The organism is Dactylosporangium sp. CA-139114, from assembly GCF_050955725.1.
Lineage (GTDB): Bacteria > Actinomycetota > Actinomycetes > Mycobacteriales > Micromonosporaceae > Dactylosporangium.
Genome location: NZ_CP192080.1, coordinates 6,890,951 through 6,913,897 on the forward strand (window position 1 = coordinate 6,890,951; position 22,947 = coordinate 6,913,897).

Annotated in this window: 21 protein-coding genes; 10 read left to right on the top strand and 11 right to left on the bottom strand. The window is 73.7% G+C overall.

The window, feature by feature from the left end:
• Positions 1–166: 166 nt before the first annotated feature.
• On the bottom strand, positions 167–1,084 hold the full coding sequence (locus tag ACQP2P_RS30650; RefSeq protein WP_433606657.1) for a cation diffusion facilitator family transporter: 918 nt from the start codon (positions 1,082–1,084) through the stop codon (positions 167–169).
• Positions 1,074–1,841 carry a dienelactone hydrolase family protein gene (locus ACQP2P_RS30655; RefSeq protein ID WP_433606659.1) on the bottom strand — a complete coding sequence of 256 codons (768 nt, stop codon included), beginning with the start codon at positions 1,839–1,841 and terminating at the stop codon, positions 1,074–1,076. Before ACQP2P_RS30655 ends, ACQP2P_RS30650 begins: the two co-directional genes overlap by 11 nt.
• Before the next feature lie 102 nt (positions 1,842–1,943).
• Here ACQP2P_RS30655 and ACQP2P_RS30660 point away from each other — a divergent pair, with 102 nt between their 5' ends.
• On the top strand, positions 1,944–4,046 hold the full coding sequence (locus ACQP2P_RS30660; protein ID WP_433606661.1) for an ATP-binding protein: 2,103 nt from the start codon (positions 1,944–1,946) through the stop codon (positions 4,044–4,046).
• On the opposite strand, the gene ACQP2P_RS30665 is transcribed toward ACQP2P_RS30660, so the two are convergent.
• Positions 3,962–4,384 carry a TIGR03668 family PPOX class F420-dependent oxidoreductase gene (locus ACQP2P_RS30665; RefSeq protein ID WP_433606663.1) on the bottom strand — a complete coding sequence of 141 codons (423 nt, stop codon included), beginning with the start codon at positions 4,382–4,384 and terminating at the stop codon, positions 3,962–3,964. The two genes, ACQP2P_RS30660 and ACQP2P_RS30665, sit on opposite strands and share 85 nt — an antisense overlap.
• 79 nt (positions 4,385–4,463) lie before the next feature.
• Positions 4,464–5,297, bottom strand: coding sequence for an LLM class F420-dependent oxidoreductase (locus tag ACQP2P_RS30670; protein WP_433606664.1), 834 nt, complete (start codon positions 5,295–5,297; stop codon positions 4,464–4,466).
• 672 nt (positions 5,298–5,969) lie between these two features.
• Between ACQP2P_RS30670 and ACQP2P_RS30675 the strand changes: the two genes are divergently transcribed.
• Complete coding sequence (locus ACQP2P_RS30675) at positions 5,970–7,268, top strand: hypothetical protein (RefSeq protein WP_433606665.1); 1,299 nt, start codon at positions 5,970–5,972, stop codon at positions 7,266–7,268.
• Here the strand turns inward: ACQP2P_RS30675 and ACQP2P_RS30680 are convergent.
• Both ACQP2P_RS30680 and ACQP2P_RS30685 read right to left on the bottom strand, forming a co-directional pair.
• Positions 7,265–7,531, bottom strand: coding sequence for a hypothetical protein (locus ACQP2P_RS30680; protein ID WP_433606667.1), 267 nt, complete (start codon positions 7,529–7,531; stop codon positions 7,265–7,267). The genes ACQP2P_RS30675 and ACQP2P_RS30680 overlap by 4 nt on opposite strands.
• Positions 7,528–7,800, bottom strand: a complete 273-nt coding sequence (locus ACQP2P_RS30685) for a hypothetical protein (protein WP_433606669.1) — start codon at positions 7,798–7,800, stop codon at positions 7,528–7,530. The genes ACQP2P_RS30680 and ACQP2P_RS30685 overlap by 4 nt, the downstream gene beginning before the upstream one ends.
• A gap of 113 nt (positions 7,801–7,913) precedes the next feature.
• Here ACQP2P_RS30685 and ACQP2P_RS30690 point away from each other — a divergent pair, with 113 nt between their 5' ends.
• Positions 7,914–8,834 (top strand): hypothetical protein, encoded by a 921-nt coding sequence (locus ACQP2P_RS30690; RefSeq protein ID WP_433606670.1) that lies wholly within the window; start codon positions 7,914–7,916, stop codon positions 8,832–8,834.
• Positions 8,835–9,013: 179 nt separating this feature from the next.
• Here the strand turns inward: ACQP2P_RS30690 and ACQP2P_RS30695 are convergent, their stop codons facing one another.
• The 3 genes from ACQP2P_RS30695 to ACQP2P_RS30705 all read right to left on the bottom strand — a co-directional run bounded on the left by ACQP2P_RS30695 (position 9,014) and on the right by ACQP2P_RS30705 (position 13,988).
• Positions 9,014–10,501, bottom strand: coding sequence for a glycosyl hydrolase (locus ACQP2P_RS30695; RefSeq protein WP_433606672.1), 1,488 nt, complete (start codon positions 10,499–10,501; stop codon positions 9,014–9,016).
• A gap of 74 nt (positions 10,502–10,575) precedes the next feature.
• The gene (locus ACQP2P_RS30700; RefSeq protein ID WP_433606674.1) at positions 10,576–11,451 is read right to left on the bottom strand and encodes an ROK family protein; all 876 of its coding nucleotides are present in this window, start codon (positions 11,449–11,451) and stop codon (positions 10,576–10,578) included.
• Positions 11,452–11,492: 41 nt separating this feature from the next.
• Entirely contained in the window at positions 11,493–13,988 is a 2,496-nt protein-coding gene (locus ACQP2P_RS30705) for a glycosyl hydrolase 2 galactose-binding domain-containing protein (RefSeq protein ID WP_433606676.1), read from the bottom strand.
• A 170-nt stretch (positions 13,989–14,158) separates the two neighbouring features.
• On the opposite strand from ACQP2P_RS30705, the gene ACQP2P_RS30710 reads away from it, so the two are divergent.
• The 7 genes from ACQP2P_RS30710 (at position 14,159) to ACQP2P_RS30740 (ending at position 20,528) form a co-directional block, all read left to right on the top strand.
• The gene (locus ACQP2P_RS30710) at positions 14,159–15,172 is read left to right on the top strand and encodes a LacI family DNA-binding transcriptional regulator (protein WP_433606678.1); all 1,014 of its coding nucleotides are present in this window, start codon (positions 14,159–14,161) and stop codon (positions 15,170–15,172) included.
• Between the two features lie 207 nt (positions 15,173–15,379).
• Positions 15,380–16,690, top strand: a complete 1,311-nt coding sequence (locus ACQP2P_RS30715; RefSeq protein ID WP_433606679.1) for an ABC transporter substrate-binding protein — start codon at positions 15,380–15,382, stop codon at positions 16,688–16,690.
• 50 nt (positions 16,691–16,740) lie between these two features.
• Positions 16,741–17,181, top strand: a complete 441-nt coding sequence (locus tag ACQP2P_RS30720) for a carbohydrate ABC transporter permease (protein WP_433606681.1) — start codon at positions 16,741–16,743, stop codon at positions 17,179–17,181.
• Positions 17,099–17,605, top strand: coding sequence for a carbohydrate ABC transporter permease (locus tag ACQP2P_RS30725; RefSeq protein WP_433619333.1), 507 nt, complete (start codon positions 17,099–17,101; stop codon positions 17,603–17,605). Before ACQP2P_RS30720 ends, ACQP2P_RS30725 begins: the two co-directional genes overlap by 83 nt.
• Positions 17,602–18,417 carry a carbohydrate ABC transporter permease gene (locus ACQP2P_RS30730; RefSeq protein WP_433606683.1) on the top strand — a complete coding sequence of 272 codons (816 nt, stop codon included), beginning with the start codon at positions 17,602–17,604 and terminating at the stop codon, positions 18,415–18,417. The genes ACQP2P_RS30725 and ACQP2P_RS30730 overlap by 4 nt, the downstream gene beginning before the upstream one ends.
• Before the next feature lie 16 nt (positions 18,418–18,433).
• Entirely contained in the window at positions 18,434–19,459 is a 1,026-nt protein-coding gene (locus ACQP2P_RS30735) for a LacI family DNA-binding transcriptional regulator (protein ID WP_433606685.1), read from the top strand.
• Positions 19,460–19,478: 19 nt separating this feature from the next.
• A complete protein-coding gene (locus ACQP2P_RS30740; protein ID WP_433606687.1) occupies positions 19,479–20,528 on the top strand; it encodes a LacI family DNA-binding transcriptional regulator in 1,050 nt (349 codons plus the stop codon).
• Here ACQP2P_RS30740 and ACQP2P_RS30745 read toward each other — a convergent pair.
• Positions 20,500–21,273 (bottom strand): SDR family NAD(P)-dependent oxidoreductase, encoded by a 774-nt coding sequence (locus tag ACQP2P_RS30745; protein WP_433606689.1) that lies wholly within the window; start codon positions 21,271–21,273, stop codon positions 20,500–20,502. The two genes, ACQP2P_RS30740 and ACQP2P_RS30745, sit on opposite strands and share 29 nt — an antisense overlap.
• A gap of 124 nt (positions 21,274–21,397) precedes the next feature.
• Entirely contained in the window at positions 21,398–22,783 is a 1,386-nt protein-coding gene (locus ACQP2P_RS30750) for a lectin (RefSeq protein WP_433606691.1), read from the bottom strand.
• Between the last annotated feature and the right edge of the window lie 164 nt (positions 22,784–22,947).

The following is a 22,947-nucleotide window of genomic DNA, read 5'->3' on the forward strand; positions in this document are numbered from 1 at the left end:
ACGGCGGCGCCCACCCGGAATCGATCCGGCGACCGGCCCGGCCGGAGCGGGGAACCGGCAGCGGCATCCGGCGGTTCGCGGCTCGCCGCCATCCGGGCGGCCATTGCGCACGGCGACGCGATCGTCGCCGTGCGAGGACAGGTGCGCCGGCCGCCCGGTGCGCCGGCTAGGCCGGCTGGTAGATGTCGGGCTCGACGAAGATCAGCGTGGCGATCGGCACGGCCGCCCGGATGCGGGCCTCGGCGCTGTTGATCGCCCGGCTGATCTCCTCGGCGACGGTACCCTTGGGAACCGTCACCTTCACCGCGACGAGCAGCTCGTCGGGGCCGAGGTGCATGGTGCGCAGGTGCACGACCCGGTCGAAGAGCGGCTCGCCGAGCAGCGACTCGCGGATCTTCGCGACGTTCGCCTTCGACGCGGCCTCGCCGACGAGCAGGCTCTTGGTCTCCAGGGCCAGGATCCACGCGATCGCCACGAGCAGCAGGCCGATGACGAGCGTGCCGATGCCGTCGAAGACCGCGTTGCCGGTCAGCACCGACAGCCCGACGCCGAGCAGCGCCACCACCAGGCCGGTGACCGCCCCGGCGTCCTCGAGCAGGATCGTGGGCAGCTCCGGGGCCTTGGCGTTGCGGATGAACTGCCACCAGGTGCGGCTGCCGCGGGTCTCGTTCGCCGCCTTCGCCGCCGTGATCAGGGCGTAGCCCTCCAGCCCGATCGCGATGACGAGGATGATGACGGCGACGATCGGGGACTCGAGGTCCTTCGGGTGCAGGATCTTGTGGTAGCCCTCGTACAGCGCGAACAGCCCGCCGAGCGTGAACAGCACGATGGACACGATGAAGGCGTAGATGTACCGCTCACGCGCGTACCCGAACGGGTGCTGCTCGTCCGCGACCCGGCGCGAGCGGCGGCCCCCGACGAGCAGCAGCGCCTGGTTGGTGGTGTCGGCGAGGGAGTGCACGGCCTCGGCCAGCATCGACGACGACCCGGTGATGAGCGCGCCGACGCCCTTGGCCAGCGCGATGCCGAGGTTCGCGGCGAGGGCCGTGACGACCGCGCGGGTGCTGCCGCCCTCAGCCGCCATTGAGCACCTCGCCGAGGAACGCCTCGAGCTCGCGCCAGCTGCGGCGGTCCGCGGCCGCATGGTACGCCTCGCCGGGCAGCGTGAACCCGTGCTCGGCGCCGGCGTAGGTGGTCACCTGCCAGTCGAGGTCGTCGCGGGTGCGCAGCTCGTCCTGGAACTTCGCCACGGCCGCGTCCGGCACGACGGAGTCGGCGCCGCCGGTGAGCACCAGCAGCGGGCCGGCGATCGCGGCGACGTCGGCGGGCTCGTGGGCGATGAGGGCGCCGTGGAACGACACCGTGCCCCGCACCGGCGCGCCGGTGCGGGCGAACTCCAGGGCCGCGGAGCCGCCGAAGCAGTAGCCGATGACGGCGATCCGGTCGCGGTCGACGCTCGGGTCCGCGGCGAGCACGTCGTAGGCGGCCCGGACGCGGGCGCGCAGCAGCGGCAGGTCGCCGTAGTACTTGCCGGCCTCGGCGGCGGCCTCCTCGTGGTCGTCGAACCGGCGCCCGGCACCGTAGACGTCGGCGCAGAACGCGAAGTAGCCGAGCCGGGCGAGCATGTGGGCGCGGGCCTTGGGGTATTCGCGCAGGCCGGTCCAGTCGTGCACGATCAGCACCGCGGGCTTCGGGCCGGCGACGGCGGCGTCGTGCACCGTGTAGCCCTCCATGGTGCGGCCGTCGTGGTCGTACGTCACCGCCGCCCCGTCGATCCGGGCGCCGTCGGGCGCCGCAACAGTGTCGATGAGCCGCCGGTGATCCCCGGAGAAGTCGGTCATGATCGGCACTCTACCGACGCCGTGTGAACCGCTCCCGGCAGGCATGGGCAATCTGGACGTTGACCTGCCCATTTCCGGATACTGTGAACACGAGGAGGCCGCATGCACGAGCACGCCTACGCGCTCAGGCCGGTCGACCACGGTCGTCCCCTGGGCGACCTGGAGCTGAGCGCGGGCGCGCTGTCGCAGGCCGCCGCCGACCAACTGGCCGCCCTGACGGCGCGGGCCGCCGGGGCCCCCACCGCGATGATCCACCTGGCCGCGGCCGGGGCGCTGCGATACGCCGGCGGCGTCGGGCTCCCGGCGCAGTTCGATCGGCAGCGGTACGTCCCGGCGCGCTCCACCCTCGCGGGCTGGGTGATCGCCAACGACCATCCGCTCATCGTCACCGACGCGCGGCTCGACCACCGGGTCCCGCCGGACGCCCCGATCCACGCGGCCGGCATCCGCGCCTACGCCGGTTTCCCGATCCGCGACCCCGAAGGCGAGGCGGTCGGCGTCTGCGCCGTGCTGGACCGCCGGCCCCGCCCGTGGACGGCCGCCGAGCTGGCCGCGGTGGACGAGGGCGCCCAGGCGTGCATGGCCTTCGTCTGCGAGCGCCGGGCCCGCGAGGACGCCGACCGCCAGCGCCGCTTCCTCGACGCGCTCCTGGAGAGCCTGCGCACCGGGGTCGCGGCCTGCGACGCCGACGGGCGGCTGGTGTTCACGAACGAGGCCATTCGCCGCCTCTGCGGCGGGTGTGGCGCCGACAACCTGGCGGCCACCGGACCCCTGCACCGGGCGCTTGCCGGCGAACGGCTGCGCGGCCTCGAGCTGACCGTGCCCCGCCCCGGCGAGCGGGCCTTCGTGCTGTCCGCCGACGCCGAGCCGATCACCGACCGCGACGGCACCCGCACCGGGGCCGTCATCACCGTGCATGACGTCACCGAGCGGCGCCGGGCCGAGCGCTTCCGCGAGGCCGAGCTCAGTGTCGCCGGGGTGCTGGCCGGCGCGCAGAGCGCGGCCGAGGCCGGGCCCGAGCTGCTGCGGGTGCTGTCCGAGTCGCTGGACTGGCCGCACGCGGAGCTCTGGCTCGTCGACGCCGAGTCCGGCGTGCTCGTGCCGGCCGCGACGTGGACGGCCCCCGGGTCGCCGGTCCGCATCCGGGTGCCCCGGCTGCTGCGCTGCGGGCACGGGCTGGCCGGCACCGCCTGGCGCAGCGGCGAACGGGTCTGGATCCACGGCGTCGGCACCGAGGGGAGCCTGGTCACCGCGGACGCGGTCGAGGGCCCGCCGCCGCGGACCGCCCTGGCCGTGCCGATCGCCTCGGGCGGGCGCACCCTGGCGGTGCTGACCGGTTTCGCCGGCGCCGCCGAGGACCCGGCCGACGCGCTCGTGGTGCTGCTGTCCGGGATCGCCGCGCACATCGGCCAGTTCCTGGAGCGGCGCCGGGCCGAGGACCTGGCGGTGGCGCTGGCGCGCAGCAAGGACGAGTACCTGGCCCTCGTCGGCCACGAGCTGCGCACCCCGCTGACCAGCATCTCGGCCTGCGTCGAGCTGCTGCGCGACGGCGAGGCGGACCTCGTGCCGGAGCTCGTCGCGGCGATGGACCGCAACGCGGAGACGCTGCGGCACATCATCGACGAGCTGCTGGACCTGGCCGCGCTGGACAGCGGCCACGCCGAGGTCGCCGCCGACCCGGTCGACCTGAGCGGGCTCGTCGCCGGGGCCGTGCACACCGTTTCGGCGGCGGCCGCGGAGGCCGGGGTGACGATCGAGGCGGCCCTCGCCCCGGACGTCACCGTCCGCGGCGACGCCGCCCGGCTCGGCCAGGTCGTCATCCACCTGCTGGACAACGCGATCCGGCACAGCCGGCACGGCGGCCGGGTCACCGTCGCGCTCACGGCGCCGGCCGCGGCGAGCGTCGAGCTGACCGTCGCCGATGACGGGGTCGGCATCCCCGAGGACGAGCGCGACCGCCTCTTCACCCGCTTCTACCGCTCGACGCGGACCCGCGACCGCGGCATCCGCGGCGCCGGCCTGGGCCTGGCCCTGAGCCGGGCCGTCATCGACCGGCACCGCGGCACGATCCGCCTGGTGCCGCAGCCGGAGGGGACCCGCATCGTGGTGCGCCTACCCGCTCACGCGGGCTCCGACGCGGCCCAGCCCGTCCAGCGGGTGACGTCCACCGCCACCAGCCCGCCGCGCAGCTCGAAGTGCGGGTAGCGGGTGCCGAGGCGGTCCAGGGCCATCCGGCCCTCGGCGCTGTCGGGGTCGAGGTCGCGGGCCGAGCCGTCGGCGCGCACCCACCACAGCGCCGACCAGTCCTCCTCGTAGTGGTCGGCCAGCACCGCGGCCCGCGGGTTCGCGGCCAGGTTCGCCAGGCGGCGCAGCCCCAGGTGCCGCTTGGGCTTGGCGTCCACGCCGTGGTAGATGGTGTCGGCGTCCACGGCGAAGACGATGGGCACCACGTGCGGGTGGCCGTCCGGCGACGCGGTCGCCAGGTGCGCGACCCGGGCGTCGGCGAACCTCTGGCGCGCCTCGGCCACCGCCAGCTCGGTCATGCGCCCTCCGCCTCGCTTCGGCCGCACGACCCGGAACTGAGCCCGTGATGACCGGCCCCTCCGCGTCGCTCCCGACCGGTCATGAAGCCTCGCCCGCGAACACGGCGATCGTGTGCTCCCACTCCTCCAGGGCACGCTCCACCGTGGAGCGCGGGCCCGACGGGATCCAGCGGCTCGCGCGCTGCACGCCGGCCTCGTGGAGCCGCTGGAGCGCCGCCGGGTCGTTCGGCGCCGAGAGCACCTGCACACCGATCGGCCGCTCCGCCCGCGAGCGCAGCTCGCGGATGCGCTCGAAGATGCCCTCCTCGTAGTTCGGGAACCACGCGTCGCCGAAGGCGAGGACCCGGTCCAGCACGCCCGGGCCGGTGCCGCCGACGAGGACCGGCGGGTGGGGCCGCTGCACGGGCTTCGGGTAGGACCAGATGCGGTCGAAGTTCACGTACTTGCCGTGGTACGTCGCCTCGTCCTCGCTCCAGATGGCCTTCATCGCCTCGACCCGCTCGCGCAGGACGCTCATGCGCACCCGCGGGTCGGTGCCGTGGTTGCGCATCTCCTCGCGGTTCCACCCGGCTCCGACGCCGAACTCGAAGCGGCCCCCGGAGAGGTGGTCGATAGACGCGACCTCCTTCGCGGTGATGATGGGGTCGCGCTCGATCAGGAGGCAGATGCCGCTGCCGACGCGCAGCCGGTTGGTGGCGGCCGCGGCGGCGGTCAGCGCGACGAACAGGTCGTAGGTGTGCCAGTACTTCTGCGGCAGTTCCTGCCCCTCCTCGTAGGGCGTTTCGCGGGAGGCCGGGATGTGGGTGTGCTCGGCGAAGAACAGCGCAGCGTGCCCGCGCTCCTCGATCATCCGGGCGAGCGCCCCGGGCGCCATGGCATTGTGCGTGGGGAAGTAGCCGACTCCGAAATCCATACCACCATTGCTACAGCACGTGCTTGACGGGCGGGATCGCCCTGGCGAAGTGGGGATGCCCGGGCGGGCGGGTGAGCAGGTGGGCGAGGGCGCACAGGTCCAGGGCCCGCACCGGTGGCGCCGGTCCCCGGGCAGCTCGCCGCCGCCCGCTGTGAAGCCCGTCACGAACGCCTCGGCGACGCCCGACGGGCGCGGGTCGCGCAGCATGTCGGCGACGTCGAAGCCGGCTCGGCGCGCCCGACCACGCTCAGGTGCCCGGCCGCCTCGCCCTCGCGCAGGCACCGCTCGACCCCCGCGTCCAGTCCGCTCGTGGGTTCGGGTCCGGCCGGCTCGAGCGCGCCGCCGGCGACGACCCGGGCGCCGGGAAGCGCACGGACCCGATGCGGGCGAGGGTCTCCCCCGCCGCGAACCCGTCCAGCGGCGTTACGGGGGCGCCAACGCGTGCGCGAAGGAGGCCACGCTCGCCGGTCGCCCCGCCCGGGCGGTGCTCGTCGCGGAGGTGGTCGCGGCCCACGCCGACGCCGGGGTGCTGCTGTCGCGGTTCGTGGACGGGGGCGTCGCGCCGCCGGGGCCGCCGCGTCACGACGCGCTCGCCACCCAGCGCCGCGGCGAGCCACCCCGCCGAGATCACCCGTCGCGACACCGTATCGGGGCTGTGGCAGGATGGCGCGCGTGGCAGACGCCCCCGACCGGCACGAACAGCGCCGCCGCGCGGAGCTCGCGGGGGTGGCGGCCCGGTTGCGCGAGGTCGGCATCGAGCCCGCGTTCGGCCCGCTCACCCCGACCTACGACTTCTACGGACGGGTGCCCGAGAACCTGACCGGCCTCGTCGTCGGCGAGCCGCACAACACGGGCCGGATGCAGGTCACCGTCGTGGCCGCGCGGCGGCTCGTGCCGCCGGGTGAGGGCGGGCTCTCCGCCGACGGGCACGTGTGGACGCGGGACGTCGACATCGAGCACGACCTCGCGGCCTGCGACGACGTGGTGTTCGAGGTGACGCTGCTCGACGGGTTCGGGGACGCCGCGGAGCACGAGCCGGTCTGGGCGCCGCGGCAGCTCGTGCGCGACGAGGAGGCCGTGGTCGACGCGGTGCGGCTCTGGCACGGGTACCGTGACATGCTCCGCGCCGCCCCGCCGAAGCCGGCCCCGGAGCGCCGCCGGGCCCTGCGCGCGCGGACGGCCGCCGCGCGCCGGGCCGCCGCCGCGGCGCCGAAGGTGCGCCGGCCCGCCGCCGACGAGCTGCCGGCGGTGCTCGCGGGGCACCTGGCCGGGCTCGACGACGCCCGGCTCGCGTTCAACTTCCCGCGGGACCGCAGCGGCAAGTATGTCCGCAGCGCCGTCGTCGCCCTCGCCGCGGACGGCACCGCGCTGAGCAAGCGGGCGCCCTGGCTCGCCGTGCGGGCCGACGGGGACACGCTCGCCGTCGGGGTCGAGGGGCTCATCGGCGCGAACCAGGACCACCGCTGGGACCGGCTCCCGTGGCTGTGGAGCGCGACGCACGCCGACGCTCCGGCGGCGGTACGGTGGCAGCTGCCCGACGCCGGAAGCGCCCGCCCCATCGTGAGCCTGCTCGACCGGCACGCGCCCGCCGAGGCTCTACATCGATGCGGGGTCGAGCTGGACGAGGAACTGACGGCGCTGCTGGCCGGCTACCCGATCACCTACGGCTTCGCCCGCCACACCGAGACCTGGGTGAAGCGGCTCTTCGAGCAGCTGCAGCTCTGCGCGCCGTGGCGGCTCGCGGCCGCGTACGAGGTGCACCAGGACGAGCGCCGGGCGGTGCGCCGGCCGACGGGCGAGCCGATCGCGCTCTTCGGGCTCAAGGGCATGAACCAGCAGTCCAAGCCCATGGTGGGCCTCGATCTGCACGACGGCGCGGCGCGGCTGAGCATGATCTGGTCGGCGAGCAACGTGCGGCTGCCGCAGGAGCTGTGGCAGTGCCCGGCCGACCTCGAGGCCGAGCTCTTCTAGAAGGCGACCTCGCGCATCGCGGTCGGGGCCGCGTGGGTGCGCAGCCAGGCGGCCACGTCGGCGCCGGGCATCGGGCGGGCGCAGTGGTAGCCCTGGGCGATGTCGCAGCCGAGCGCCTGCAGCGTGGCGCGTACGTGGTGCCCCCGTGACCGCGATGGTGCCGCCGTGCGCGTCTGCTGCGCGTCCGCGGCGACGCTCACGGTGCTCACCGGCGACAGGTCCCCCACCAGGCGCAGGAGGCGAGCGGCGTTGCGCCGCATCACGCAGAGAAACTGGGGGGACGCGCCCCGCGTGCGCGCCGGCGCGGGCCTAGCACGACAGGTCGGAGCGTCTGCGGTGAGCCGTCCCAGCCCACGCCGGCCTTGGTCCACCGGCGGTCGCCGTCGACGAGGCTGACCATGCCGATGGGCGTCCCGCAGATGTCGGACGCGTGCGCCGCGATGTCGGCGAAGTCCGTCTCGGGCGGGGTGTCGAGGACCGCGGTCGCGTACAGCGCGGCGAGCCGCGCCGCCTCCCCGCCGGATTCCGTCATCCTCACGATCTCAACCGCCCCTCGCACCAGTCGCGAAATTTACGACATGTCCGAAATTTTGCTCAGTCGTTAGGCCGAGGAACGGACTCGGACTCGGACAGGGAGCGACGACGATGAACAGACTCCGGGCGGCACTGCTCGGCGCCGGGCTGGGCCTGCTCGCGACGGCCCCCGTCCCGCCCCCGGCCGCCGCCGCGGACGTCGTCACCTCGGTCGCGACCGTCCCCGGCGTGCACGACATCAGCCCCGACCACCACGGGACCGTCTACGTCACCGACCCGGCCCGGCACCGGATCCTGGCGGTCCGCGACGGTGCGGCGACGGTGTTCGCCGACCAGATCGCCGACCCGGCGGGCCTCGCCGTCGACGGGCACGACAACGTCTACGTCGGCACGGGCTACGGCCGCATCCTCCGGTTCACGCCGGACGGGGCCCGCACGATCTTCGCCGTGGGCAAGGGGGCCGTGCTGGCGGTGGCGATCGACCCCGCGGGCAACGTCTACTGGGCCGAGACGAACACCGTGTGGAAGGCGACGCCGGACGGGCACGCGACCCGGTTCGCGCAGGCGCCGCGCCCGGCCGCGCTCGCCGCCGACGGCGCGGGCAACGTGTTCGTCGCGACCGCGACCCAGGTCCTCGCGATCACCGCGGCCGGGACCCGCGCGCCGGTCGCGACGGGCCGGACGCAGGCCCTCGCGCTGGACGCCGACGGCACGCTCTACGCGAGCGACGGGTGCGCGGTGCGCCGCCTCCCGGCCGGGCCGCCGCCCGCCGTGTGCGCCGGTGCCCTGGCCGTGGCCGACGGGGTCCTGTACTACGCCGACGCCAGGACCGGCCAGATCGGCCGCGTCGGCCCGGCCGCGACCCCCGAGCCGAGCGCCGCCCCGTCACCGAGCACCGCCCGGGCCGCCGCCGCGCCCGTCCCGCGCTCCGGCGACGGACCCGGGGCCGGCGTCGCCGCCGCTCTGCTCGTGGGGGTCGCGCTGCTCGCCGCCGCCGGTGGAACGGTCGCGCACCACCGCCGCACCGGCTGACCGCGGAGCATCGCCGCGGCCATACCCGTCGTGCGACGGCGGCCGATGTCATCCACCCGGTCGTGGCCATCTTCCGATCGCACCGGCGCCGGGCCGGCACCGGCCGGCTCGGCCTCCGACGCTCCCGCCCGGGAAGCATGTGGTGCCCCGGCGAGGGAGCCGCCGGGGCACCACCCGGGCTACGGCAGGACCCAGTTCTGGTTGGTCTGCCCGTTGCAGGTCCAGATCTGGATCTGCGTGCCGTCGGTGCTGCTCTGCCCGGTCACGTCGAGGCACTTGCCGGTCTCGGGGTTGCGCAGCGTCTGGCCGTTGCGCGCCCACTGCTGGTGCGTGTTGCCGTTGCAGTCCCACAGCTGCACCTTCGTGCCGTCCGCGTTCACGCCCCCGGCCACGTCGGCGCACTTGCCCAGCGCGCGCAGCGTGCCGTCGGAGCCCACCGTCCAGCTCTGGGCGCCGGTGCCGTTGCAGGTGTACAGCTGGATCTTCGTCCCGTTCGCCGTCCCCGACGCGGCCACGTCGAGGCACTTGCCGGCCAGGCCCTTGATCGGCCCGGTGCCGCCCGGGTTCGTGGTGGCACCGAAGTGGATGTCACCGCGGTGCAGCACGCGCGGGTCGTAGTAGGTGCGCTTGATCCCGTCGTCGGTGTTCCACGCCGGGTCGGTGAGCCAGCTGATCCACACGCTGAAGAACGTCCACCGGGGCTGGGCCGTGATCGTCTCCGGCGTCGGCACTGTGCCCACCTCGGACAGCCCGATCGGCTTGCCGCCGGCGATGCCGAGCATGGCGTTGTACCAGGCCTGCGTCGGCTGCTTGTTCACCCAGGCGTCCAGCGTGGCGACGTCCACATAGGACGCGCCCGGCCAGTAGTCGGCGACGTGGCTCTCGCCGCCGGCGACGTCCTTGAGGTTCCACACCCACACCAGGTTGCTCAGGCCCTTGGTGCCGGCCAGGTAGTCGTGGGTGATCCGGTAGAGCCTGCGGCTGCCGTTGGCGCCGGGGCGCCCGCCCCACCACGACCAGCCCTCGTTCATCTCGTGCTGGGGCCGGAAGAGCACCGGGATGCCGCTGTTCTTCAGGTCCTGCAGGTAGGGCACGGCCTCGTCGAGGCGCCGCTTGAACGCGGTGTTCAGCCCGGTGCCGTCGGTGACGAGCTCGTTCCACTGGGCGTCGGTCAGCTTGCTCTCGATGGCGCCGGTGCCGTAGTCCCAGTGGCAGGACGAGCCGACGGTCGGCGGGCACATGTGCCACACGAGCGCGGGGACGGTGCCGGCCGCCCACACCGACTTCGCCTGCGCGATGACGGTCGGGCGGGCGTTGATGTCGTTCTGCTCGAACGCGAAGTCGCCGGCCCACTCGCCCGGGTAGACGCCGGTGATGTCGTGGACCTTCTGCTGCCAGGTGTTCGGGGCGGAGCTGGGGCCGTCCTGCTGGCCGGAGATGATCGAGCGGCCGGCGATGCTCTGCAGGTAGTTGACGACGTCGGCGGCGGTGGCGGTGCCGCCCGGGGTCGGGGCCGCACTGGCGGGCGCGGCGGCGGGCGCGGCGGCGGGCGCGGCGGCGGGCGCGGCGGCGGGCGCGGCGGCGGCGGGCGCGGCGGCGGCGAGCGCGGCCGAGACGGCGAGGGTGGCGGCGGCGAGGGCCGCGCCCGCTCGGCGGGGTGATCGCATGAGCCAGGTCCTTTCGTCTGCTGAACCGGTCGTCCTGAACCAGTACTGAACCGAGTAAGGCAGCTAAAGACAGTTCAGTCAACCGATGTCTGCAGGGCCAGCGCGGCCGCCCCGAACAGGCCCGCGTCGCGGCCCAGGGCCGCCGGCTCGACCCGCAGGCGGCGCAGGAACGCCATGCCGCGCCGCGCCCGCAGCGCCCGCCGGAGCGGGTCGAAGAGCACGTCCCCGGCCTCGGCCACGCCGCCGCCGACGACGACCCGGTCCACGTCGCACAGGGCGGCCGTCGTGAGCAGCCCGGTCGCGAGCGCCTCGGCGCCGCGGCCGAACGCCTCGCGCGCCACGGGATCCCCGGCGCCGGCGGCGGCGGCCAGCGCCCGCGCGTCCGGGCCGGACCAGCCCCGCCCGCGCGCCCAGCGGACCATCGCCGGGCCGCTGGCGAAGGTCTCCACGCAGCCGACCGCGCCGCACGGGCACGCCTGGCCGCGCGGGTCGACGGTGATGTGGCCGATGTGCCCGGCGTTGCCGGTCGGGCCCAGGTGCGGGCGGCCGTCGAGCACGAGGCCGCCGCCGATGCCGGTGGACACCACGACGCCGAGCAGCGAACCCGGCCGGCCGCCGCGCCACCACTCCCCCAGGGCCATGCACTGGGCGTCGCCGGCCAGGCTCAGCGGTACGGCCGGAAGCCACTGGGCCACCGTCGCCGCCAGCGGGAAGTCCCGCCAGGCGGGGATGTTCACGGGGCTGACGGTCCCGCGCCGGCGGTCCAGCGGCCCGGCCGAGCCGATCGCGGCGGCGTCCACGTGCCGCGGCCCGGCCGCGGTGACGACGCGGCGCAGCACCGCGACCGGGTCGGCGCCCGCGATCGGCTCCTCGGCGCGGGCGTGGACCTCGCCGTCGGCGTCGATGACCGCGGCCGCGAACTTCGTCCCGCCGACGTCGACGGCGAGCACGCGGGGACGGTCGCGGAACCTCGGGCGTCCGGGCCCCAGGCTCACGGCCGGGCCTCGTTCACGCACCGCAGCACGGGATGCGCCACGAGCGCCCGGGCGTCCAGCTCCGCCGGGCTCTCGACGGTGAACCGGACGGACTCCCCGGGCAGCAGGGTGACCAGCTGATCGTCCACGGTGGCGTCCGGGTGCAGGCGGTCCGGGAACAGCGCCAGGTCCCGCAGGATCGTGTGCGCGGTGATCGAAACCGCGTAGCCGCCCGGGATCGCCTCCACCCGCGCGTCGAACGCGGCCGGCGGGAACGGCACGTGCGGGTCCTCGGCGAAGAAGCGCAGGTCGCGCCGCCCGTCGAGGGCCGCCTCGAGCACCTGGTCCTTGTCGCCGGCCGGGGCCGGGACGTGGGCGACCGAGCGCGCGGCCGCCGTCACCGCGACCGGCTCGGTGCGCAGCGCGGTGCCGTCCAGCGCGCGCAGGGTCAGCGTCAGGGTGCCCGTCCACGGCTCGGCGGTGTCGTTGACGACCGCGACCCCGTCCTCGTGGAAGGTGAGCAGGCGCGGGGCGTAGGCGCGGCGCAGCGCGTACCAGAGGGGCTTGCGCCGCCGCCCGCCGTCGACCGCGGCCCAGGAGGTCACCGGCCAGCAGTCGTTGAGCTGCCAGACGACCGTGCCCATGCAGTAGGGCATCAGGGCCCGGAACCGCCGGACCCCGAACGCCATCGCGCGGGCCTGGTTGAGCTGCGTCCAGTAGTGCCAGTCGTCGAACGTCTCCGGCCGCGGCAGGTGCTCGCCGAGGCCGGACAGCAGCTTCGCGTTGCCGTCGGCCGCCTTCTGATGGTGGCGCACGCCGGGCGAGTCGGGGGTGAGCGGGTCGTCGGTGACCGCGGCGCGCAGGGTGGCGTAGGCGGGCGGGCCCTGGAAGCCGAACTCGGCGACGAACCGCGGCGTGTAGGCGCCGTAGTGCGTCCAGTCCTTCGAGCCCCACACGGTCCAGATGTGGATGGTGCCGGTGGCGGGGTCGTGCACGTCGCGGTCGGGGGCGCCCGAGTACGGGGTGCCGGGCCAGTACGGGCGGGCCGGGTCGAGCTCGGCGACCAGGCGCGGCAGCAGACCGAAGTAGTAGCCGGCGCCCCAGCTGAGCCCGCCGAGCTCGGCGGGCCAGCCCCAGTGCTGGTGGCCCTCGATGTTCTCGTTGTTGCCGCACCACAGCACGAGGCTCGGATGGCCCATGAGCCGCGCGATGTTGTCCCGCGCCTCCGCCTCGACCTCGGCGGCGAACGGCTCCTCCTCCGGGTAGGCGGCGCACGCGAACGGGAAGTCCTGCCAGATCATCAGGCCGAGCTCGTCGGCGAGGGCGTAGAAGTCGTCGGACTCGTAGACGCCGCCGCCCCACACCCGCAGCGCGTTGGCGCCCGCGTCGATCGCCTGGCCGAAGCGCTCGGCGAGCTCGGCCGGGCCGGTGCGGGCCGGGAACGGGTCGTCGGGGATCCAGTTGAAGCCGCGCACGAACACGGGCTCGCCGTTGACGACGAGCCGGAACGCGTCCGGGTCCAGCTCGACGCCGCGCAGCCCGACCCGGCTCGTGCGGGTGTCCCCGGCGGCGGTGACGACGAGGTCGTACAGGTGCTGCTCCCCATGACCGCGCGGCCACCACAGCCGCGGCTCGGGGATGTCCACGCGCAGCGTGAGCTCGTCCTCGCCGGGCGCGAGCCGGCCCTCGGCGCGCACCCCGCCGACGGTGGCGGACACCTCCACGGCGGCCCCGGCCGCGGCCCGCACCCCGCCGACCGGGGCGGACACCTTCACGGCGGCCCCGGCCGCGGCCTGCACCCCGCCGACCGGGGCGGACACCTTCACGGCGGCCCCGGCCGGGGCCCGCACGGCCCGCTCGACGGCCACGGTGACGTCGACGCCGTCGGGGCGCGAGCTCGTGCGGGTCTGCGCGATGCGGGCGCCGGACCAGGAGTCGAGGCCGATCGGGCGCCAGATGCCGGCGGTGACCAGCGTGGGGCCCCAGTCCCAGCCGAAGTTGCAGGCCATCTTGCGGATGAACGCGTAGGGCTCGTCGTACGGGCCCGGCCTCGCCCCGAGCCGCGCCGCCTGCGCCAGCGCGTACTCGTAGGGCGCGGTGAACGCGATCTCGAGGTCGTTGTCGCCCTCGCGCAGCAGGCCGGTGACGTCGAAGCGGTAGCGGCGGTGCATGTTGCGCGTCTCGCCGGCCCGGTGCCCGTTCACGGTGATCGCGGCGATCGTGTCGAGGCCGTCGCAGACCAGGTCGACGCGGTCGAAGCCCTCGGGCCGCCACTGGAAGCGCGTGGTGTACCGCCAGTGCGTCCGCCCGATCCAGCCGAGCGCGAGCTCGTTGTCGTCGCGGTACGGGTCGTCGATGAGCCCGGCGGCGAGCAGGTCCGTGTGCACGCTGCCCGGCACCGTGGCCGGGACGCCCGCCAGGCTCGCGGGGCGCCTCCAGCGCGGGTCCTCCTCGGTGCCGGCGGCGGTGCCGGTGGCGGTGACGGTCCAGCCTTCGTGCAGCGAGCGGTACATGGGCGGCCCCTGTGTCGAGTGGTGTAGCCTCGGCCCGAACCTGGTCCTGAACCGAGTAAGCGCGCTCAACGTAGCCAGGGCCACGCGGGGTGTCAATGGCTCGGGTAGCGACAGGAGCGCGTTGTGGAGCTAGCATCGCCTGAACCGAGAAAGACGCCGAGGGAGCCGAGGTGAAGCGACCGACCATCGCCGACATCGCCCGCGAGGCCGGGGTGTCGAAGGGCGCGGTGTCCTACGCGCTCAACGGCCGCCCGGGCGTCTCCCCCGCCACCCGGGAGCGCATCCTCGAGGTGGCCGGCCGGCTGAACTTCCACGCCGACAGCAACGCCCGCGCGCTGGCCGGGGCCAAGGCCCGGGTCGTGGGCCTGACCCTGCAGCGCCCGCCGAGCACGCTGGGCGTCGAGCCGTTCTTCATGGAGCTCATCAGCGGCCTGGAGCTGGAGCTGTCCCGCCGCTCCTACGCCCTGCTGCTGCAGATGGCGGCCGGGCGCGACGAGGAGCTCGCGTTCTACCGCCGCTGGCACAGCGAGGGCCGCGTCGACGGCGTGCTCGTCTGCGACGTGCGCACCGGCGACCCCCGCGTCCCGGCGCTCGAGGAGCTCGGCCTGCCCGCGATCGTCATCGGCCCGCCGGACGCGAGCGGGTCGCTGCCGAGCGTTTGGTCGGACGACGCGCAGTCGATGGTGGAGGCGGTGGAGTATCTCGCCGCGCTCGGCCACCGCCGCGTCGCCCGCGTCGGGGGCATCGCCGAGTTCGCACACACCGCGATCCGCACCGACGCGTTCACGGCGGTCTGCGCGCGCCTCGGCCTGCCCGACGCCGTGACGGTCGCGGCCGACTACACCGGCGAGTCGGGCGCCCGGGCGACCCGGCGGCTGCTCAGCGCCCAGGACCGCCCGACCGCGATCATCTATGACAACGACATCATGGCGGTGGCGGGCCTGACGGTCGCCCACGAGATGGGCGTCGACGTGCCGTCGCGGCTGTCCATCATCGCCTGGGACGACTCCCCCGTCTGCCGCCTGCTGCACCCACCCCTGACCGCCCTCACCCGCGACATCGGGGCCTACGGCGTCCGGGCCGCCCACCTGCTCCTGGCCGCGATCGACGGCGACCCGGTGACGAGCACCCACGGCGCCCCCGCCCACCTGAGCCCCCGAGGCAGCACCGCCCGCCTGATCTGAGCACGCGACGACGCACCCCCGACCACACCCCGCCCTCGATCCCACATGAGTCGTGACCCCGCAGCTCAGCGGGGCTTCTGGCATGTCCGAAACACACCATTTGTCGGGTTATAACGGTTCGGTGACGAGGCTTTACCGCGGTCGCGTCGCGGTGCCATATTGCGTCCGCTCTACTAAAACGCTTTAGGCCCGAATGGAGCGCACCCCATGTTCAGACGAGCGTTCGTCGCCATACTCGCCGTCACCGCCCTCGCGACGGCCGCGTGCGGCGGCTCGAGCAAGTCCGGCCAATCCGACGAGGCCCTGTCCCCCACCGACGCCGGCGCCGTCTCCGGCGACATCACCGTGCTGACCAACCGCACCGACCTCGTGACCGACGGCACGATGCAGCGCTACGCCGACCAGTTCAGGCAGCTCTACCCGAAGGTGAACGTCAAGTTCGAGGGCGTCACCGACTACGAGGGCGAAGTCAAGATCCGGATGAACACCGAGAACTACGGTGATGTCCTGCTGATCCCCAACACGGTGTCCACAGAGGACTATCCGAAGTACTTCGCCCCGCTCGGCGGCGCGACCGACCTGCAGAACAAGTACAGCTTCACCGACAAGGCGAAGGTCGGCGACAAGGTGTACGGGGTCGCCGGCTTCGCGTACGTCAACGGCTTCGTCTACAACAAGGACGTCTGGAGCCAGGCGGGCGTCACGGCGTGGCCGACCACGCCCGAGCAGTTCGTGGCCGACCTGCAGGCGATCAAGTCGAAGACGAGCGCCACGCCGTACTACACCAACTACCACGACGGCTGGCCGCTGAGCTCCTGGTCCAGCGTCGTCGGCTCGGTCAGCTGCGACCCGAAGGCGAACGACAAGCTGCCCACCACCGACCCGTGGGCGGCCGGCGCCGACCTGAGCACCGGCGACACGCTGCTCTACGACATCGTGAAGAACAAGCTCTCCGAGGCCGACCCGACCACCACCAACTGGGAGGACTCGAAGGGCGCGATCGCCACCGGCAAGATCGCGACGATGTGGCTCGGGTCGTGGGCCATCGTGCAGATGCAGGACGCGGCGAAGAAGGCCGGCAAGGACCCGAACAGCATCGGCTACATGCCCTTCCCGAAGCAGGTCGACGGGAAGTTCTGCTCGGTCGTGGCGCCGGACTACCAGTACGCGATCAACGCCCACTCGAAGCACAAGGCGGCCGCCCGCGCCTGGTTCGACTGGTTCATCGACAAGTCCGACTCGGCCGCGGTGAACCAGGCCGTCTCCGCGCTCAAGGGCGCCCCGATGCCGCCGGCGCTGCAGCCGTTCACCGCGGCCGGCGTGCAGTTCATCGAGCTGTCGCAGGCCGAGTCGGCGAAGCTCACGAAGATCGACAACGCCTCCGAGGTCGGCATCAGCAAGCCCGACTACCGCCAGAAGATCGTCGACACCGCCCGCGGCGCGGCGCCCGGGGATCTCAAGGGCATCTTCGCCGACCTGACCAAGCGCTGGACGGAAGCGGCCAAGACCGTCGGCTGATCCAGGAGGCGGGCCGGCTCGCCGGCCCGCCTCTCGGCGAAAGGAAGCCCGTGAGAAGGTTCACCCCCTGGATCTACCTGCTACCGGCGCTGGCGCTGCTGGTCGTGTTCACGTACGTCCCCGTCGGCAGCATGGTGGGGTACAGCTTCACGGACTGGGACGGCCTGAGCGACGATCCGGCGTTCGTCGGGGCCGGCAACTACTGGGAGCTGTTCACCCGCCCGGAACTGTTCCAGGTGTTCTTCGTCAGCCTCTACTACGTGGCCGCCTCCGCGGTCCAGATCGCGCTCGCCCTCTACTTCGCGTTCATCCTCAGCTTCAAGCTGCGGCTGCGGAACCTGTTCAAGGGCATAGGGCATCCTGTTCTTCCCGTACCTCATCAACGGCGTCGCGGTCTCGTTCGTCTTCCTGTACTTCTTCCGCCCCCACGGCACCCTCGACTCGGTGCTGGCGCTGTTCGGCGCCCACCCGGACAAGCTCTGGCTCGGTGACCCGGACCTCGTGAACGTGTCGCTGTCGGGCGTCTCGGTGTGGCGGTTCACCGGGCTCACCTTCGTGCTGTTCCTCGGCGCGATCCAGGCGATCCCGGGCGAGCTGTACGAGGCCGCCGAGCTCGACGGGGCGGCCCGCTGGCAGATCTTCCGGCACATCGTCGCGCCCGGCATCCGCCCCATCATCAGCCTGAGCGTCATCCTCGCCGTGTCCGGGTCGCTGTCGGTCTTCGAGATCCCGTTCGTGATGACCGGCGGCGCGGGCGAGTCCAAGACGTTCGTGATCCAGACCATCAAGCTCGCCTTCCAGTTCAACAAGACGGGGCTCGCCTCGGCCGCGGCCGTCGTGCTGCTGCTCATCGTGCTGCTGGTCACCTGGCTCCAGCGGCGCCTCGTCCCCGACGAGAGGACCGATCTGACGTGAGGGCGAACCTCCTGCGCTACACCGTGCTGGTCCTGGCTTCCGTCGTGGTGCTCCTGCCGCTGGTGACCGTGTTCCTGACGTCGCTGAAGACGCCGCAGGAGATGGCCGGCGGCGACACCCTCGCGTTGCCGCAGCACTGGCTGAACTTCAGCAACTACGCCACCGCGTTCAGCTCCGGCCGCATGCTGACCGGCTTCCTGAACACCGGCATCATCCTGCTCGTCTCGGTGCTGGGCACCGTCCTGGCCGGCACCCTCGCCGCCTACGCGCTCGACCGCTTCCAGTTCCGGTTCAAGCGCGTGGTGGTCGGGGCGTTCCTCGTCGCCACCCTGGTGCCCGGGGTGACCACGCAGGTGGCGACGTTCCGGGTGATCGACGCGCTGGGGCTGTTCGACTCGCGGTGGGCGCCGATCCTGCTGTACATGGGGACCGACATCGTCGCCATCTACATCTTCATGCAGTTCATGCGCGGGATCCCGGTCTCGCTGGACGAGGCGGCCCGCCTCGACGGGGCCTCGACGTTCAGGATCTACCGGTCGGTCATCCTGCCGCTGCTCAAGCCCGCGATCGCCACGGTCGTCATCATCAAGGGCATCTTCGTCTACAACGACTTCTACATCCCGTTCCTCTACATGCCCTCGGAGGAGCTCGGCACCATCTCCACGTCGCTGTTCCGCTTCAAGGGCCCGTTCGGCGCCCACTGGGAGACCATCTCGGCCGGGGCGGTCCTGGTCATCCTGCCGACCCTTATCCTGTTCCTGCTGCTGCAGCGGTTCATCTACAACGGCTTCACGTCCGGGGCCACCAAGTGACGATCCAGGGAACGCCGTGAGACGCCCCACCATCAGCGACATCGCCGAGGCCGCCGGCGTCTCGATCGGCGCCGTGTCGTTCGCGCTCAACGACCGGCCCGGCGTCTCGGCGCAGACCCGCGAGCGCATCCGGGCCATCGCGGCCGAGATGGGGTGGCAGCCCAGCGCCGCCGCGCGCAACCTCTCCGCGGCCCGGGCCGAGGCGATCGGGCTCGTGATCGCCCGCGACGCGGCGACGCTGGGGGTGGAGCCGTTCTACATGAAGTTCATCGCCGGGCTGGAGACGGAGCTGTCGGCGACCGGCACGGCCCTGGTGCTGCAGGTGGTCGGCGACCACGAGAAGGCGATCGAGGCGCTGCGCGGGCTGTGGGCGGCGCGGCGCATCGACGCGACGATCCTCACCGACCTGTGGGTGGACGACGAGCGGGTCGCGGCCCTGGACCGGCTCGGCCTGCCGGGCATCCTCGTCGGCCACCCGTCGGTCCGCCCGCCCGGCGCCGGCACCCCGGCGGTGTGGAGCGACGACGCGGCCGCGCTCACCGAGGCGGTCGGCTACCTGGCCGGCATCGGGCACCGGCGCATCGCCCGGGTCGGCGGCCTCGTGTCGCTTGCCCACACGCGCATCCGCACCGCCGCGTTCCGGGCCGCGGCGCGCCGCCACGACCTCGTCGCCGCCGAGGTGGTCGACACCGACTACACGTGGGAGGCGGGGGCCTGGGCGACCGAGCGGCTGCTGACCGCGGCGCAGCCGCCGACGGCCATCATGTTCGACAACGACATCATGGCCACGGCGGGCCTGCACGTGGCCCGCAAGCTGGGCCTCGACGTGCCCGGGCGGCTCTCGATCGTGGCCGGCGACGACTCCCAGCTGTGCGAGATGGCCTTCCCCGCCCTCAGTGCGCTGGCCCGGGACGTGCACGCCTACGGCGCCAACGCCGCCCGCGTGCTGCTGGCGTTGCTGGCCGGCGCTCCCCCGGCCGACTATCAGGACGCCACGCCCCGCCTGCTGCTGCGGGACAGCATCGCACCGCCGCCGCGCTGAGGCGGTTAGGCTTCGTCCCATGGCGGGACGGCGACCGACGATGAGCGACATCGCCCGGCGCGTCGGCGTGTCCCGGGTCGCCGTGTCCTATGCGCTCAACGGCCGCCCCGGCGTCTCCGCCGACCTGCGCGAACGGGTCCGCGAGGTGGCCGAGGAGCTGGGGTTCACCGCGCACCGGGCCGCCGTCGCCCTGCACGGCGCGGCCGCCGACGTGGTGGGGCTGGCCCTGCGCCGCACGTCCGCGGCCCTGCGCAGCGAGGTCTTCCGCCGGCAGTTCGTCGCCGGGCTGCAGATGGAGCTGTCCGCGCGCGGCTTCGGCCTCGCCCTGCAGTTCGTCGAGGACGCCGGCGAGGAGATCGCCGTCTACCGCCGCTGGCACGCCGAGCGCCGCGTCGACGGCGTGATCCTGTGCGACCTGCGGGTGGACGATCCCCGGCTGCCGGCCGTGCGGGAGCTGGGCCTGCCGGCGGTCGTCGCCGGCGGCTCGGGTGCGCTGCCGGGCCTGGCGAACCTGTCGACCGACGAGCACGCCGGCGCGGAGAAGGTGGTGGGGCTGCTGACGGCCCTTGGGCACCGCCGCGTGGCCCGGGTGAGCGGCCCGGCGGACCTGGCGCACACCGCGGCCCGCACGGCGGCCCTCGACGCGGCGGCCCTCGATGCGGCGGCGCCCTTCGGCCCGATCCTGACGGTGGCCGCGGACTACACCGGGGAGGCGGCGGCGACGGCGACGCGGCGCCTGCTCAGCGGCCGGGAACGTCCGACGGCGATCGTCTACGACAACGACCTCATGGCCCTCGCCGGGCTCGGCGTGGCCGCCGAGATGCACGTGTCCGTCCCCGCCGAGGTGTCCATCCTGGCGTGGGAGGACTCCCCGCTGTGCCAGCTCGTGCACCCGGCGCTCACGGTGCTGCGGCGCAGCATCACCGACTACGGGATGCGCACCGCCCGGCTGCTGTTCGAGCTGCTGGACGGCGGGCCGCCGCGCAGCGTGCGCTACGGCAACGCCGCCCTGGTCGTGCGCGACTCCACCGGCCCGGCCCCTACCGAGCGGTCCAGCCGCCGTCGATGAGCATCACCTCGCCGGTGATGAGCGACGCGGCCGGGGAGACCAGGAACAGCACCGCCCCGGCGACCTCCATCGGCTCGCCGATGCGGTGCAGGGCCGCGATCCGCTCGACCACGTCGGCGCGGCGGGCCGGATCGGCGAGATGGTCCGCGGTGCCCGGCGTGTGCACGAAGGTCGGGGCGACCGCGTTGACCGTGACGCCGTGCGGGCCCCACTCCACGGCCAGGCACCGGGTCAGGTGGGCGATCGCCGCCTTCGTCATGCAGTAGACCGACTCGCCCGGCAGGGCCACCGCGCCGGCCTGGGAGCCGACGTTCACGATCCGGCCGTAGCCCTGGCGGATCATCACCCGGCCGGCGGCCTGGCTCGCGAAGAACGTGCCCTTGAGGTTGACCGCCAGGGTGGCGTCGAAGTCGGCCTCGGTCACGTCCTCGGCCGGGTTCCCGGGGGCGATGCCGGCGTTGTTCACGAGGATGTCGAGCCGCCCGAAGTGCTCCGCCGTGGCGTCGACGGCCGCACGGACCTGGCCCGGGTCGGTGACGTCCATCTGCAGCGGCAGCGCCCGGCGGCCCAGGGCCTCGATCTGCTCGGCCAGGCCGGCGTCGGCGTGCACGTCGCGCAGGCCCAGGGCGACGTCGGCGCCGGCGTTGGCGAGGGTGAGCGCGATGGCCCGGCCGAGGCCGCGGGCGGCCCCGGTCACGAGGGCGACGCGGCCGGGGATCTCGAAACTGGGGAAGTCGGTGGTCACAGCGTCAGCGTAGGTCTTGCCACCGCGGACGTCGCCGCGCCAGGGCCAGCGGATGCTGGGCCCCGGCGCGGTCCCTGGCGGGAGCGACGGTCCGCAGGTGGCGCGGACCCGAGCAGGGATCTGCCTATGCGGGCAGCGTCCAGTTCTGGTTCGTCTGCCCGTTGCAGGTCCAGATCTGGATCTGCGTGCCGTCGGCGCTGCTCTGCCCGGTCACGTCGAGGCACTTGCCGGTCTCGGGGTTGCGCAGCGTCTGGCCGTTGCGCGCCCACTGCTGGTGCGTGTTGCCGTTGCAGTCCCACAGCTGCACCTTCGTGCCGTCCGCGTTCACGCCCCCGGCCACGTCGAGGCACTTGCCCAGGGCTCGCAGCGTGCCGTCGGAGCCCACCGTCCAGTTCTGGGCGCCGGTGCCGTTGCAGGTGTACAGCTGGATCTTCGTCCCGTTCGCCGTCCCCGACGCGGCCACGTCGAGGCACTTGCCCGCCAGCCCGGTGACCGGCCCGCCGCCCGGCGAGGAGGAGCCGCCGGGGACCGTGAACTCGCCGCGCACCAGCACGCGGCTGTTGAAGTACGTGTTCTGCACGTTCGCGTTGGTGTTGTACGCCGGGTCCTGCAGGTATTCGGCCCACACCATGAAGTAGGTCCAGCGCGGCTGGGCGTTGAGCAGGGCCACGCTCGGCACCTGCCCGACCTCGGCCAGGGCGATCGGCTTGCCGCCGGCCACGTTCAGCATCGCCTGGTAGTCGCTCGTGCTCGGGGCGAGCTTCACCCACATGTCGAGCGTGGCGATGTCCGCATAGGACGCGCCCGGCCAGTAGTCGCCGATCGAGCCCATGTTGACGTCCTTGACGTTCCACACCCACACGAGGTTGGACAGGCCCTGGCCCACGTAGTAGTCGTGCACGATCTGGAACAGCTTGCGGCTGCCGTTGGCGCCGGGGCGCCCGCCCCACCACGACCAGCCCTCGTTCATCTCGTGGATCGGGCGGAACAGCACCGGCACGCCCGCGTTCTGCAGCTGCCGCAGGTAGGGCACGGCCTCGTTGAGCCGGTTCTTGAACGCCGTGTTGAGCGCGCTGCCGTCGGTGACGAGCTGGCTCCACTGGCTGTCGGAGAGGTGGCTGAGCACGCCGGCCGAGTCCCAGCCGCACGTCGAGCCGACCGTGGGCGGGCACATGTGCCAGGTCAGCGCGACGAGCGAGCCGCCCTGCCACTGCCGGATGGCCTCGCTGACCATCGTCTGGCGCGCGTTGACGTCGGAGGAGGCGAACAGGAAGTCGCCGCCCCACAGGCCGGGCGTCTGGCCGGTGATGCCCTGGGCGACGCGCGTCCACTTGGTCGGGTCCGAGTTGGGTTCGCGGTTGTGCTGGCCGGTGATCGTGTACTGCCCGGAGATGCCCGACAGGTAGTTGACCAGCGCCGCCCGCGTCGATGCGGGGAACGCCTGGGCGGGCGCGGGGTTGGCGATGAGCGCGGCGAGCAGGATCGCCGCCGCGGCGAGAGCCTTGCGCACGAGGACTCCTTCCGGGCCGGGCGAGGCGGCGCCCGGACCCCTCGGTTCAGCACCCTTACTGAACCGAGTAAGCGCACCGACAGTAGGGCCGGAAGGTCACGGCTGTCAATACGAGCGGAAGCGAGCCGCTGCGCGGATGCCGCAATGCTCCGGAACTGGTGGAG